This window comes from Pseudescherichia sp., from assembly GCF_031987975.1.
Lineage (GTDB): Bacteria > Pseudomonadota > Gammaproteobacteria > Enterobacterales > Enterobacteriaceae > Pseudescherichia.
This window is the reverse complement of the sequence record NZ_DALZYX010000010.1, coordinates 89,711-103,478: the sequence shown is the minus strand read 5'-3', so window position 1 is coordinate 103,478 and position 13,768 is coordinate 89,711. Positions and strand designations below refer to the sequence as shown.

Annotated in this window: 10 protein-coding genes; 2 read left to right on the top strand and 8 right to left on the bottom strand. The window is 53.7% G+C overall.

Going from position 1 to position 13,768, the window contains the following annotated elements:
• Positions 1-13 precede the first annotated feature (13 nt).
• The gene (locus RTN40_RS17725; protein ID WP_312229617.1) at positions 14-2,257 is read right to left on the bottom strand and encodes an EAL domain-containing protein; all 2,244 of its coding nucleotides are present in this window, start codon (positions 2,255-2,257) and stop codon (positions 14-16) included.
• Between the two features lie 350 nt (positions 2,258-2,607).
• On the opposite strand from RTN40_RS17725, the gene RTN40_RS17720 reads away from it, so the two are divergent.
• Positions 2,608-2,802, top strand: a complete 195-nt coding sequence (locus RTN40_RS17720; RefSeq protein ID WP_312229616.1) for a YfgG family protein — start codon at positions 2,608-2,610, stop codon at positions 2,800-2,802.
• 231 nt (positions 2,803-3,033) lie between these two features.
• Here the strand turns inward: RTN40_RS17720 and RTN40_RS17715 are convergent, their stop codons facing one another.
• From RTN40_RS17715 to guaB, 3 genes are all read right to left on the bottom strand, one after another.
• Entirely contained in the window at positions 3,034-4,197 is a 1,164-nt protein-coding gene (locus tag RTN40_RS17715; RefSeq protein ID WP_312229615.1) for an acyltransferase, read from the bottom strand.
• Between the two features lie 359 nt (positions 4,198-4,556).
• Positions 4,557-6,134, bottom strand: coding sequence for a glutamine-hydrolyzing GMP synthase (gene guaA / locus RTN40_RS17710; protein WP_312212684.1), 1,578 nt, complete (start codon positions 6,132-6,134; stop codon positions 4,557-4,559).
• A 79-nt stretch (positions 6,135-6,213) separates the two neighbouring features.
• Positions 6,214-7,680, bottom strand: coding sequence for an IMP dehydrogenase (gene guaB, locus RTN40_RS17705; protein WP_312212685.1), 1,467 nt, complete (start codon positions 7,678-7,680; stop codon positions 6,214-6,216).
• A gap of 157 nt (positions 7,681-7,837) precedes the next feature.
• Between guaB and xseA the strand changes: the two genes are divergently transcribed.
• A complete protein-coding gene (xseA, locus tag RTN40_RS17700) occupies positions 7,838-9,220 on the top strand; it encodes an exodeoxyribonuclease VII large subunit (RefSeq protein WP_312229614.1) in 1,383 nt (460 codons plus the stop codon).
• Here xseA and RTN40_RS17695 read toward each other — a convergent pair.
• From RTN40_RS17695 to RTN40_RS17680, 4 genes are all read right to left on the bottom strand, one after another.
• A complete protein-coding gene (locus RTN40_RS17695) occupies positions 9,217-10,359 on the bottom strand; it encodes an MFS transporter (RefSeq protein WP_312229613.1) in 1,143 nt (380 codons plus the stop codon). The two genes, xseA and RTN40_RS17695, sit on opposite strands and share 4 nt — an antisense overlap.
• Positions 10,360-10,426: 67 nt before the next feature.
• Positions 10,427-10,648 carry a zinc ribbon domain-containing protein gene (locus RTN40_RS17690; RefSeq protein ID WP_312229612.1) on the bottom strand — a complete coding sequence of 74 codons (222 nt, stop codon included), beginning with the start codon at positions 10,646-10,648 and terminating at the stop codon, positions 10,427-10,429.
• 100 nt (positions 10,649-10,748) lie between these two features.
• On the bottom strand, positions 10,749-12,293 hold the full coding sequence (locus RTN40_RS17685; protein WP_312229611.1) for a peptide MFS transporter: 1,545 nt from the start codon (positions 12,291-12,293) through the stop codon (positions 10,749-10,751).
• A gap of 332 nt (positions 12,294-12,625) precedes the next feature.
• Positions 12,626-13,765 (bottom strand): M20 family metallopeptidase, encoded by a 1,140-nt coding sequence (locus RTN40_RS17680; protein WP_312229610.1) that lies wholly within the window; start codon positions 13,763-13,765, stop codon positions 12,626-12,628.
• Between the last annotated feature and the right edge of the window lie 3 nt (positions 13,766-13,768).

Genomic DNA, 13,768 nt, shown 5'->3' with positions numbered 1-13,768 from the left:
GCCCCTCTGATGCTCAGGCACGTTTAAACAGTGCCTGAGCATCCCCCATCAGCGCCTCAAGCGGCGCGGGTTTACCAATCAGATACCCTTGCAGATAGTCGATCCCCAGCGACACGGCTGCGCTGCGCACCTCCTCGCTTTCTACATACTCTGCCACTACCTGCATCTTTTTCATTCGTGCCAGATGGCAGATAGAGGCCACGATCTGATAGTCGAGACTGTTTGAGGTCAGGTTGCGGATAAAGCTGCCGTCGATCTTCAGGATGTCGGCGTTAACATTTTTCAGCCGCGCATAGCTGGCATAGCCGGTACCAAAATCGTCGATAGCTACCCGACAGCCCATCTGCTGGAGCTGGCCCAGCGTCTGGTTTGCCTGGTTGATATTGCTCAGCGAATTGCTCTCGGTTACCTCAAAGATGAGCTGCCAGGCCTCAATCTCATAGCATTTAAGCAGTCTGGCGACCTCATGAGCAAAGTTGCTCCGGCAGACGGAGGTGGGTGACAGGTTGATGGAGAAGCGCGCCCCAGGCTCCTTCTCCCGATAGTGCGCCATAAAACGCAGGGTATGCTCAATCACCCACAGGTCGATGCGTGACGAGAGACCAAACTCATGGGCCACCGGCAGGAACGCATCCGGGCCGATCGGCTCCCCGTTATCGTCAAGCATACGCAGCAGTATCTCATGGTAGTCGTCGCCGCGTACGCCCGCGATCGGCTGCGCCATCAGGCGGAACCTGTCCTCCTCCAGCGCTCGCTGCAGGCGGTTCATCATCTCCACCTTGCTTTTCAGGCTGCGCTGGAGGTTGACTGCCCCGCGATGCTGGAGGCTTTCCGGGCTGTGGGTCTCCAGAGAGAGATCCGCCGTGGTGCTCAGCTCCCCTAATAAGAGATAGAGATGCGACACGGGCGAGCGCACGTAGCAGTAGCTAATCCCCACCTGTGGCTGGAGCGGCATGCCGTCCCAGGCGAAGCGGAACTGCTTGATCAGCTTATCCAGCCCGGCAATGCGCAGCGCATGGGATTCGGTATTCAACCGGATCACGATATCGTGCCCCGACAGGTGGTAGACGCACTCATTGTGGTGCAGGCTCTGCTTCAGCCACTCCGATAGCATCTGCTTGTACTGAATGCGCAGCATTACACCATAATGCCGCCCCAGCAGCTCCAGATCGGGGATACGCAAAAAGCAGAGCACCGACCAGGGGGCATCCGCCAGAGCGCGGTTGAGCGCCCGCAGGTTGGGCATATTGAGCACCGGATCGAGCCAAGCCAGGCGGCTGGCCCGCTCGTGCATCACCCGCTGACGCGTTGCCAGCATCGACATCCAGGTGATGATAAACGAGAACACCAGGTAGCTGGCTGTAAGGATCGTCAGCTGGATATCGTAGCGCGGCGAAATGGGCGTATAGCGGTAGAAATAGTGAATGCTTACCATCAGGAACGGTGTCCAGACGATAGACATAAAGCGGTAGCCATAGCGCATCGATCCCCACAGCATCACCGGGAGCAGGAGCGCCAGCGTATAGTTGGTGCTGAAAAGGCTGGGACTTTCATCCCATGGGGAGAGCATCAGCATCATGAGCAGCGCGATGACGGCAAACCAGGCGACTACCTCCAGCCGGGACACCTTTGGGTCAAAATCCTGACGCAGGCGGGAGAGATAGCCCTTCAGGTGACGCGGATGGTGGATCAACCTGATCAGCAGATAGCAGAGCGGCGTCCCAGTCAGGCCGCTGACCAGTAGCGCCTGATAGTTGATCAGCGTGCGCAGACAGAAAGGCGTCACCCCGGTCAGGGCCTGATAGTTCTCATACAGGCCAAGCCAGGTGATGGTATGAAAGATCAGCAGGAACAGGGTGGCCGGACATAAGACCTGCCAAAACATGCGCTGCGCGGTGAGCTGGGCATCGCCGTAGGAGACGTTGTGCCGCCGGGTAACGAAGACGCGATAGCCGCCCCAGCTCACGATGATGGGCACCATAAAATGGAGGATTTTGGTCAAAGTCTCCGGGGCGCTGGTTTCGGGATAGTAGTGCCAGGCCAGGGAGAGAATAATGCCGGGCAGCGCCGCCCAGCCGTAGAAAAGCATCAGGCTCAGAAAGAGCGACAGCGGCAGATAGTAGAGCACTACGCTGCCATCAACGGCCCAGGTAAAGGTGTTGACCATGCGGGCCAGGGGCAGCATCAGTAAGGGCAAGACGAGCGGTAGCGCCCACCATTTAGCTTTATAGAGATTATAAATTTTCGTGTAGCTCATTGATGTTCAGTGTAAAACCCAGTGTCCTGATGAGTGTGTCAGGCCGGGTTCCAGGCTAACCATGAAGATTATAGCGTCGGTCAGACTGTGACATTTGTGAAGAGTTTAGTGCCACAAAAACGGCGCCGATTGACCAGGATCAAGCAACCGTGTGCCTTTCAAAACATCCTACTCTCTTACCAGCGCAATTTTTCTAGAAAATTCATGCGCTTTATCATTATTTCATTATTATGGCTTTAGTAAATGCTTTCTTTGACGAAATTTTACATAATGGCCGATTGATCTGCGCTTCGCTCTGTGCATTAATACACCAATCGCCCGCCTGTCGGGTTAACCCTTAGGAACCTCTTGTGAGTCAGTCACACAGTATGCGAAAACGACAGCGATTTGACAGTCGCATGACCCGTATCGTATTGCTTATCAGCTTTATCTTCTTCTTTGGACGCTTCGTCTACTCCTCTATCGGTGCCTGGTACCATCATCAGGACAAAGCCCAGTCACAGCAGATTAGCCAGCCAGTCGACACGACAGCATCACAACGCTGACAAAATCTGTTTTATTCGACGGCAGTAACATTCCGGAACACAACGCATGTAGTAGTTTTTTCCCTCTTTTTCGCACCTGGCGTACCTCGCATCGAACTGCGCCAGCCCGTGATTATCTCTGAAAAGTTAATACAGATAACGTCTCTACAATGAGAATCAACGATGTGCCCTGAAGTTAAAAAAGGCTCAGAAGTGAGCCTTGTTTACGTTAATTATCTTTCTATCCCTAAATCACTTGCAAAGTAACTTGCCAAATTTATTTGATAATTTGATAGATGGCATATCTATATACCTTTCAAAAAATATAGCAACAGGGATTGAAATGCATACAGTTAATAAGGATGCTGCCAAAAACATAGAGAAGCCAACCTCACCATACTTTGATTTTAAAACAAATGATATTACATAAATTATTGTGGCATGAGTTAAATACAGCGGGAAGGATATCTTGCCAAGAAATCTCATTAATGGCGTTGTCAATACTTTGATGGACAATGTAGAACCAACAAGTGATGCAAAGAGAATCATGCTACCGATAATCTCAAGGTATCTTGAAACCTGCACATAGTTATAATCTTTGAGTAGCTCAAGATATATGTAAAAACCACCATGAGGAATCACATTATCTCTTGGGAATGGCGTGGTTGCTAAAAACAAACCAACCACGAAAAGGATCAGCCTTATGCCTGGGCTGATCTTGAAGTTTCCGCCTTTGGTCAAATCGCAAATGATGACCCCAAAAATGAAGAGTGTATAATATACATTCTCCAGGCTGAATAAAAAATAGACCATGACAAACAGGTAAAAAGATATACGATATTTACTCGTTCCAAATATTGCAAGGATAGCAAATACTAAAAAAGAGCCAAAAAGTTCATATGATATTGTCCATAGCGGATAGTTTGTTAATGCATTATGAGTGAACGGTATTTCCACCATGATCTGCTTAAAAATAAACAAAAAAGAGTCCCACGTTCCTGACCAGAAATTATGCCCTATAAACTTATCTGAAAGCAATAATATAAAAAACATAAATAACATGGATGCCGCAACTGGAAGCATTATTCTGGGGTATCGCTTCACCACGCCTGAAAGAATATATTCATAGTTTTTTGTTTTGTTGAATTTTAGCGACAAAACAAAGCCACTCAAAATAAAAAATATAGCCACTGAGATATCGCCACTATAAATAAAGTTGAGAGGGGAAAGGCTTACAACCCTTCTTATCATGCCAGCAAAACCCTCAAGCTCTGTAAAACGTATATCCGGCTTGTAGAAATTAATACAATGTTCAATAACCACTAAAAAACAACATATCCCTCTTAATCCATCAAGATATCCGAGATTATTATTTTTTGCTTCATCTTTTCGTATAGCATCAATTACAGAGGTCATAACCCACCCAATCCATTTAACAAAATGATACACTCTTTATAAAATTTTGCCGAAACACTAACCATTTCTCTGGTTTTTTGCAACTAAAGGTTTATGGTGAAAACCCTTTCGCTGTGCTACCGATTTTTGGCACCCTGATTAAAAAGATAATTTTGGATGTTAGATGTGTTGTCTTGGTCAATTCATAACGATTAATGCGTATCCATTGTCAGCCACAACCGGCGCGGTCCGATTTGCTTTAGTTGCGTATGGGAACAATTAGCTAGCTTAACTATGAGCGGTAATTGGCATAAAAAAACCCTCTGTAAAAGAGGGTTAACATCTTTAAATGGGATGAATTGCCATCATCTAGCTACCCATCATTCCCACTCAATCGTAGCCGGTGGCTTCCCGCTGATATCATAAACTACACGCGATATCCCATTGACTTCATTGATGATCCTGTTCGACACGCGCCCTAAGAAATCATACGGCAGGTGCGCCCAGTGTGCGGTCATAAAGTCGATGGTCTCAACTGCACGCAGGGAGACAACCCAGTCGTACTTACGACCGTCGCCCATCACGCCTACGGAGCGTACCGGCAGGAACACGGTGAAGGCCTGGCTGACTTTGTTATACAGGTCAGCTTTACGCAGCTCTTCAATGAAGATAGCGTCAGCGCGACGCAGTAGGTCGCAGTACTCTTTCTTCACTTCGCCCAGAACGCGGACGCCCAGACCCGGACCCGGGAACGGGTGACGGTAGAGCATGTCGTACGGCAGGCCCAGCTCGAGACCAATCTTACGTACTTCGTCTTTGAACAGCTCACGCAGCGGTTCAACCAGGCCCATCTTCATCTCTTTCGGCAGGCCGCCCACGTTGTGGTGGGATTTGATGACGTGTGCTTTACCGGTCGCGGACGCAGCGGATTCGATAACGTCAGGGTAGATAGTCCCCTGCGCCAGCCACTTAACGTCTTCCAGCTTCAGCGCCTCTTCATCGAATACTTCCACGAATACGCGGCCGATAATTTTACGTTTCGCTTCCGGATCGTTCTCACCGGCCAGCGCGTCGAGGAAGCGTTTCTCGCCTTCAACGTGAACGATGTTCAGGCCGAAGTGGTCGCCAAACATGTCCATCACCTGCTCGGCTTCGTTCAGACGCAGCAGGCCGTTGTCCACGAATACGCAGGTCAGGCGATCGCCAATGGCGCGGTGCAGCAGCATTGCGGTAACGGAGGAGTCTACGCCGCCGGAGAGGCCAAGGATCACCTTGTCATTGCCAACCTGCTTGCGGATACGCTCAACGGCATCGTCGATGATCTTAGCCGGGGTCCACAGCGCTTCGCACTCGCAGATGTCGCGCACAAAGCGCTCCAGCATACGCAGGCCCTGACGGGTGTGGGTCACTTCCGGGTGGAACTGCACGCCGTAGAAGCGCTTCTCTTCGTTAGCCATAATTGCGAACGGACAGGTCTCGGTGCTGGCAACGGTCACAAAGTCTTCCGGGATAGCGGTAACTTTGTCGCCGTGGCTCATCCACACGTCCAGCAGCGGGTTGCCCTCTGCGCTCAGGGAGTCTTCAATGCCACGCACCAGCGCGCTCTGCGTTTTTACTTCAACCTGGGCGTAGCCAAACTCACGCTCGTTCGAGCCTTCAACGTGGCCGCCAAGCTGCATCGCCATCGTTTGCATACCGTAGCAAACGCCAAATACCGGTACGCCTGCCTCAAATACATACTGCGGCGCGCGCGGGCTGTTGTGTTCAGTGGTGCTCTCCGGGCCACCGGACAGGATGATGCCGTTCGGGTTGAACTCACGGATTTGGGCTTCGGTGACGTCCCAGGCCCACAGCTCACAGTAGACACCCAGCTCACGCACGCGGCGGGCAACAAGCTGAGTGTACTGCGAACCAAAGTCGAGGATAAGAATGCGATGCTTATGAATATTGTCGGTCATTGACGATTGTTCCGAGGCAGAAACAGATAGAGAAAATAAGTGCCGGGTAGCGTTACGCCTACCCGGCCTATAAATTAAATCAGGAACCCATGCGGTAGTTCGGGGACTCTTTGGTGATCGTCACGTCGTGAACGTGGCTCTCCTGAATGCCCGCCCCGCTGATGCGTACAAATTCAGCCTGCGTACGCAGCGCGTCGATAGTACCACAGCCGGTCAGACCCATACAGGAGCGCAGGCCGCCCATCTGCTGGTGAATGATCTCTTTCAGGTAGCCTTTGTACGCCACGCGGCCTTCGATACCTTCCGGCACCAGCTTGTCAGCGGCGTTATCGGTCTGGAAGTAGCGATCGGAGGAGCCTTTGGACATCGCGCCCAGCGAGCCCATGCCGCGGTAGGATTTGTAAGAGCGGCCCTGGAAAAGTTCGATCTCGCCCGGGGACTCTTCGGTACCGGCCAGCATGGAGCCAACCATTACCGCCGCCGCGCCTGCGGCAATCGCTTTAGCGATATCGCCGGAGAAGCGGATGCCGCCATCGGCGATAACCGGAATGCCGGTGCCTTCCAGCGCTGCAACCGCGTCGGAAACTGCGGTGATCTGCGGAACGCCGACGCCAGTGACGATACGGGTAGTACAGATAGAGCCTGGGCCGATACCCACTTTCACTGCGCTGACGCCAGCGTCGGCCAGGGCACGTGCGCCTGCACCGGTAGCGACGTTGCCGCCAACGATCTGCAGATCAGGATATTTAGCACGGGTCTCACGAATACGCTGCAGCACGCCTTCGGAGTGGCCGTGGGAGGAGTCGATCAGCAGCACGTCAACGCCTGCGGCAACCAGCGCATCGACGCGCTCTTCGTTGCCTGCGCCCGCACCTACCGCAGCGCCCACGCGCAGACGGCCATGCTCGTCTTTACAGGCGTTCGGTTTACGTTCGGCTTTCTGGAAATCTTTTACGGTGATCATGCCGCGCAGATGGAAGCTCTCGTCTACGACCAGCGCCTTCTCAACGCGTTTTTCATGCATTTTAGCAAACACGGCGTCGCGGGCTTCGCCTTCGCGCACGGTAACCAGACGCTCTTTCGGTGTCATATAAACGCTTACCGGCTGGCTCAGGTCAGTAACAAAGCGCACGTCACGACCGGTAATGATCCCCACCAGCTCGTAGTCAGCGGTCACGACCGGATAACCAGCAAAACCGTTACGCTCAGTCAGCTCTTTCACTTCACGCAGGGTAGTGGTCGGCAGCACGGTCTGCGGATCGGTTACCACACCGGACTCATGTTTTTTCACGCGGCGTACTTCTTCCGCCTGGCGTTCGATGGACATGTTTTTATGAATAAAACCGATGCCCCCTTCCTGCGCCAGGGCGATAGCCAGGCGTGCTTCCGTCACGGTGTCCATTGCTGCGGAGAGCATAGGAATATTCAGGCGAATGGTTTTGGTAAGCTGGGTGCTGAGGTCGGCAGTATTCGGCAGAACGGTAGAATGAGCGGGAACGAGGAGGACGTCGTCAAACGTCAGGGCTTCTTTAGCGATACGTAGCATGGGCAATATCTCTGACCGGGTGGTTAAATATTGCCGTGGCATTATACAGAGCGTAACCGTTTGCATCTACACTTTTTTCGAAAAATAGTTGCGATTGCAGCCCATCGGGTTACTATCGATTAATTAACCTTCTGATTTAAAATTTGATCTGGCTCACATGTCATCGATGCAATCCCCCGCAATTTTTACCGTTAGCCGCCTGAATCAGACGGTGCGCCTGCTGTTGGAACGAGAAGTTGGCCAGGTCTGGATCAGCGGTGAGATCTCAAACTTTACCCAGCCTGCGTCCGGTCACTGGTACTTCACGCTGAAGGATGATACTGCCCAGGTGCGCTGCGCGATGTTCCGCAACAGCAACCGTCGGGTTACCTTTCGTCCCCAGCACGGACAGCAGATCCTGGTGCGCGCCAGCATTACGCTCTACGAGCCGCGCGGCGAATATCAGATTATTGTCGAGAGCATGCAGCCGGCAGGCGAAGGCTTGCTTCAGCAGAAGTACGAGCAGCTCAAGGCCAAGCTGGCGGCTGAGGGGCTTTTCGATCAGCAGAACAAGCAGCCGCTCCCCTCCCCCGCCCACTGCGTGGGGGTGATCACCTCGAAAACCGGGGCCGCGCTTCACGATATTCTGCACGTGCTTAAACGACGCGATCCCTCCCTGCCGGTGGTGATCTACCCTACCGCCGTTCAGGGTGAAGATGCGCCGGGACAGATCGTTCGCGCTATCGAGCTGGCGAATAGCCGTCAGGAGTGTGACGTGCTGATCGTCGGGCGCGGCGGCGGCTCGCTGGAGGATCTCTGGAGCTTCAACGACGAGCGCGTGGCCCGGGCGATTTTCGCCAGCCGCATCCCCATCGTCAGCGCCGTCGGCCATGAAACCGATGTTACGATCGCTGACTTTGTGGCCGACCTGCGAGCGCCAACCCCGTCCGCCGCCGCAGAGATAGTCAGCCGCAACCAGCTTGAGCTGCTGCGTCAGCTGCAAAGCGGCCAGCAGCGGCTGGAGATGGCGATGGATTACTACCTCGCTAACCGCACCCGTCGCTTTACCCAGCTGGAGCACCGCCTGCAGCAGCAGCACCCGCAGCTGCGGCTGGCGCGTCAGCAAACCGTGCTCGATCGCCTGCGCCAGCGGATGACCTACGCCATGGATACCCAGCTTAAGCGTTCAGGCCAGCGCCAGCAGCGGATGACCCAGCGTCTGAACCAGCACTCTCCACAGCCGCGTATTCACCGCGCCCAGAACCGGGTGCAGCAGCTGGAGTACCGTCTGGCCCAGCTGATGAGCGCCAGACTCAGCGCCACCCGGGAACGCTTCGGCAACGCTATGACTCATCTTGATGCCGTCAGTCCTCTGGCTACCCTGGCACGCGGCTATAGCGTGACCACGGCCAGCGACGGCAACGTATTAAAGCAGGCGAAACAGGTGAAAGCCGGGGAGATGCTCACCACCCGCCTGGCTGATGGCTGGGTGGAAAGCGAAGTGAAAGGCGTGACCGTTGCTAAAAAAACCCGGGCACGCAAAAAACCTGACGCTAGCTAGCTTGCCTGATGCTTGCCGTCAGGCGTAACGGCAAGCATCACCCAGGACAGACCGGAGAAAACAGCCAATGCGCCAACCGCACCGATGGTGCCATAGAGCTGTCCAAAGAGAATCGAGCCAGCTACCTGCCCAGCGGCCAGCATCAGGAAAGCAATACTGACGCCAGCCGCCGGTGAAGGTTGGGCAATCGCAGCGCCCTGTACCAGCAGCACGCCGGACAAAATGACATACCCCGCGCCACTCATTGCCACCACCGGAAAAAGCCACCCGCTAAAACCGTGGCTCACGGCCAGCGCAGCCAGAGAGGCGGCCATAAAGAACTGCGATCCCCAATAAACGCCCCGCATGCCGATACGTCGCGCAGCGGTGCCGGTAAACACGGCGATAACGCCTGCCCCGCCGCTCACTAGCCACAGGACATTTGTCATCGCGCTATCTACCCTGGTGTGCTGCTGAAGTAACTCAGGCCCAAAGCTCCACCATGCCGCGCTGGCAATGCCGCTAACAAAAGCGATAACTAACAGCCGAAACATTCCCGGCTTGCGAAAGAGGATGTGCCAGCGCAGCACTTCCTCTGTTGATTTAGACGCACTTTTAGGAAGATGACGCCACGCCGCGATCAGGCATACCAGCGCCAGTAAAGCGAATACGCCGCAGGCCACGCGCCATCCACCCGGCATGAAAAACAGAATGGGAACAGACAGAATGATGCCTCCGCTGGTCCCGGCATTAATCACCGTATTTACCTGTGTTTGTCGCTCAGGGGGAACCCTGTCGTTTACGGCCCCGGCAAGGGACGGGGAGGCCAGCCCAGAGCTGAGACCCGCGATAAACAGGCCGATCGCCAGCCAGAGCGGTGCCGCCGAAAAGGCCAGAATGAGTAACCCGGCGGCGGCCACAGTGGCAGCCAACATTGCCGGGATGCGTGGACCGAAGCGGCTGGTTAAGGAGGAAGCGATGAAGACAGATAAGCAATACGCTATATAGCTGCAGGCAGCAATCAATCCGGCAATCTCGGGGGTGAAAGGGATCTCCTGCCGAATATCGGGCAGCATGATCCCCCATGAAAATCTCGCCATCCCATAGGTTACGGCGATCAAAGCAAAGCCGGTAATTCCCAACGCCACGTCTCTTTTCATTACGTTTCTCTTTTTATGAGTCGTTAAAAAACGTAAGTGCTAAGAGACGATTGCGCAAATTTTGTAATTAGGCGTCAGACCTGACGAACTCGACGCGCTTTTTAGAGATCAGCCCGTGACCGTGCTGGCAGAAATAATCCACGGCACCGCATGCCTTGAGCACCTCTAATGGCTTGTGGCAATCGGGGCAGAGCGCATGCAGCTGAATATCTTTATTGCAATTTTCACAGTGGGCTACGCCGTTGTGTGGCTCCAGCTCTGCATGACAATCTGGGCAGGTTATCGACATAGTGACTCCTTTACAGGGAATGCATAACTATTTTGATTTTAACACGATATGCGATAGGACGTTACCGGAGCATGGCGCCTGCCCCGGCAACGTTGAGGTATTACCCGGCGTTAGCGGCCGGTTTAGCCTGCGCATTTTCCAGCATGCGACGGACCGGAATAATCAGGACGATCAGCACGGCGGCACAGATTAAGAGGGCAACGGAGCAGCGGGCAAAGAGATCCGGCAGCATATCGAGCTGGTCGGCCTTCACGTGACCGCCAATCAGGCCTGCCGCCAGGTTACCCAGCGCGCTTGCGCAGAACCACAGCCCCATCATCTGACCGCGCATTCTTTCCGGTGCCAGCAGGGTCATGGTCGCCAGACCAATCGGGCTGAGACACAGCTCGCCGAGCGTCAGCATCAGGATACTGCCCACCAACCAGAACGGAGAGACGCCTGCCCCGCCGTTATTCAGCACGTTCTGTGCCGCCAGCATCATCAGGCCAAAGCCTGCCGCCGCAAAGAGAATACCGATCACGAACTTAGTAATACTGCTCGGGCGAACGTTCATGCTCGCCAGCTTCGGCCATGCCCAGCTGAATACCGGGGCCAGCAGAATGATGAACAGGGCGTTGATCGACTGGAACCACACGGCAGGGATTTCAAAATCACCGATCATGCGATTCGTATAGTCATTGGCGAACAGGTTGAACGAGGTCGGCTTCTGCTCAAACGCAGACCAGAAGAACGCCGCGGAGACCAGCAGGATAAAGCAGACCAGCAGTCGAGCGCGCTCTTTACGGTTCAGGCCCGCAAAGACAAACAGGTAGATGAAGTAGAGCGCTACCGATGCCGCAATCACGTAGACCAGCATGCTGGCGACCGCGACCGGGTTGATGACAATCACGCCCTGCGCAATCAGCGTAACGACGACCGCCACCCCGAGTGCCAGCGCCAGCAGCCACATGCCCACGCCCTTTCTCTTCACTACCGGGCTGTTCCAGGTGGAGTCCAGACCCACTTCACTGTCGTAGCGTTTCATGGCTGGAACGGCAAACACGCGGAAGATAATCAACGCCACCAGCATCCCGATGCCGCCGATACCGAAGCCCCAGTGCCAGCCGTGGCTTTTAATCAGCCAGCCGGAGATCAGCGGTGCAATGAAGGAGCCCATGTTGATGCCCATGTAGAACAGCGAGAAACCGCCGTCGCGACGTGCATCGCCTTTCTTATACAGTGTGCCGACCATGACCGAGATACAGGTCTTGAACAGACCAGAGCCGAGCACGATGAACATCAGGCCGATAAAGAACAGGTTGTCGCCCATAAAGGCGGAGAGCGCAATCGACAGGTGGCCGAGGGCAATCAGGATCGAGCCATACCAGACCGCGCGCTGCTGGCCGAGCCAGTTATCCGCCAGCCAGCCACCCGGCAGCGCAGCAAGATACATAGTACCGGCAAAGATACCGACAATGGCGGAGGCGTTCTCACGTGCCAGCCCCATCCCACCGTCATACACCGTGGCAGCCATAAACAGGATCAGCAGCGGACGAATGCCGTAAAACGAGAAACGCTCCCACATCTCGGTGAAGAACAGCGAGCCGAGCGGATAGGGATGGCCGAAGAACGTTCGGCTCTCTTGATGATTAACAGAGGATTGCATATTTCTCCCGAAAGGTATGTCGTTGTGCAGGCAAACGCCGCGATATACGCCGATCAGTTACGTATCTGACCGATTTTTTTACATGCGGCGAAGAGTTATATAACTATTTGATAATCTGGCGCTAGTTTTGTCTAGTACCAACCCCGGGACTTTAAGATGAAAACTCGACGTTTGTCTACTTTCTTAGATTTAAAGTTGGTCAGAAGCGAATAGTGTTTGACACAGCGCAGGAAAATTTATGCTTTCAATAGACGAAAAAAACCCGCGACAGGCGCGGGTTTTATCGATGTTGGCATAAGCTACTGGCTTATACGAAGCCGCTGGCAATGAGCTTAAAGTCCCGCCAACATAGAAAAAATAGCGGCCCCAATCAGGATACAATCCTCATTAACAATGAAGGGATTGGAATGCAGGGGGTTATCGATCCCATTACTGTGGTCACCACTTCCCAAAAAGAAAAAAGCGCCGGGTTTCTCTTTAAGGAAAAAAGAGAAATCTTCGGATCCCACCATGGGTGGATGGTCCGTCAAAACATTCTCTTCGCCAAGAAAAAGCCGCGCTGTTTCAGTCAATATTTGTGTTTCTGCAGGGTGGTTATTAATGGCTGGATAACCCCTCATCTCAAGCTCTACGGTATACCCTCTGCGACGTGACTCCTGAATTTCCTCCATAAAACTACCAATTAGCATTTTGTGTACAGTAGGGTCAAAAGAGCGTATAGACCCTTGTAATTCAGCAGTTCTGGCCAGAATATTGGGTGCCTCCCCAGCATTTAGCATACAGGTTGAAATCAAGGCTGCTTTGTTTGGATCTATACGGTCTGTGATAACAGCCCGGAACGCCGTCAGCAGACGTACCGCTTCTGATAACGCATCCAACCCTAGATGCGGAGAAGAGGCATGTGCACTTTTCCCTGCAATGTTAAGCCGAAACTGGTCGCCATTAGATGACATGATCCCCGGGTGGACAGCAATTTGCCCGCAGTCAATCTGTGGGTCGTTATGCAGGCCATAAACTGCGTCCACTCCTTCCAGTGCGCCTTCTCCAATCATCCCTTTGGCACCGCCCCGGAACATCTCTTCGGATGGCTGAAAAAGAAAACGGATATTGGCCTGCAAGCGAGTTCGCTGATCGCTCATCATTCTTGCGGCTGTCAGGGCAATGGCCATGTGGAGATCGTGCCCACAAAGATGCGCCACGCCGGGATTCTGGGAGATGACGACTTCACCGGGCTTTTCTGTGGCTGGCAGGGCATCCATATCAGCTCTGAAGGCGAGCCGGGGAAGTGTGTCGCTCACATGAAGATCAGCATAAAACCCAGTGCCAAAACAAAGGGTAATATCGTAGCCCATCTGCTTCAGCTGATTAACACACCAGAGCTGGGTTTCACATTCCTGGCGGCCAAGTTCTGGATGCTGGTGTAAGTGTCGGCGCATACTGACGCCATAATCATGGTAGGTTTGATGATTCATATT

Coding starts and splice junctions, on each gene's coding strand:
- RTN40_RS17725 (WP_312229617.1), bottom strand. CDS start 2,257: ATGAGCTACACGAAAATTTATAATCTCTATAAAGCTAAATGGTGGGCG.
- RTN40_RS17715 (WP_312229615.1), bottom strand. CDS start 4,197: ATGACCTCTGTAATTGATGCTATACGAAAAGATGAAGCAAAAAATAAT.
- guaA (WP_312212684.1), bottom strand. CDS start 6,134: ATGACCGACAATATTCATAAGCATCGCATTCTTATCCTCGACTTTGGT.
- guaB (WP_312212685.1), bottom strand. CDS start 7,680: ATGCTACGTATCGCTAAAGAAGCCCTGACGTTTGACGACGTCCTCCTC.
- xseA (WP_312229614.1), top strand. CDS start 7,838: ATGTCATCGATGCAATCCCCCGCAATTTTTACCGTTAGCCGCCTGAAT.
- RTN40_RS17695 (WP_312229613.1), bottom strand. CDS start 10,359: ATGAAAAGAGACGTGGCGTTGGGAATTACCGGCTTTGCTTTGATCGCC.
- RTN40_RS17690 (WP_312229612.1), bottom strand. CDS start 10,648: ATGTCGATAACCTGCCCAGATTGTCATGCAGAGCTGGAGCCACACAAC.
- RTN40_RS17685 (WP_312229611.1), bottom strand. CDS start 12,293: ATGCAATCCTCTGTTAATCATCAAGAGAGCCGAACGTTCTTCGGCCAT.
- RTN40_RS17680 (WP_312229610.1), bottom strand. CDS start 13,765: ATGAATCATCAAACCTACCATGATTATGGCGTCAGTATGCGCCGACAC.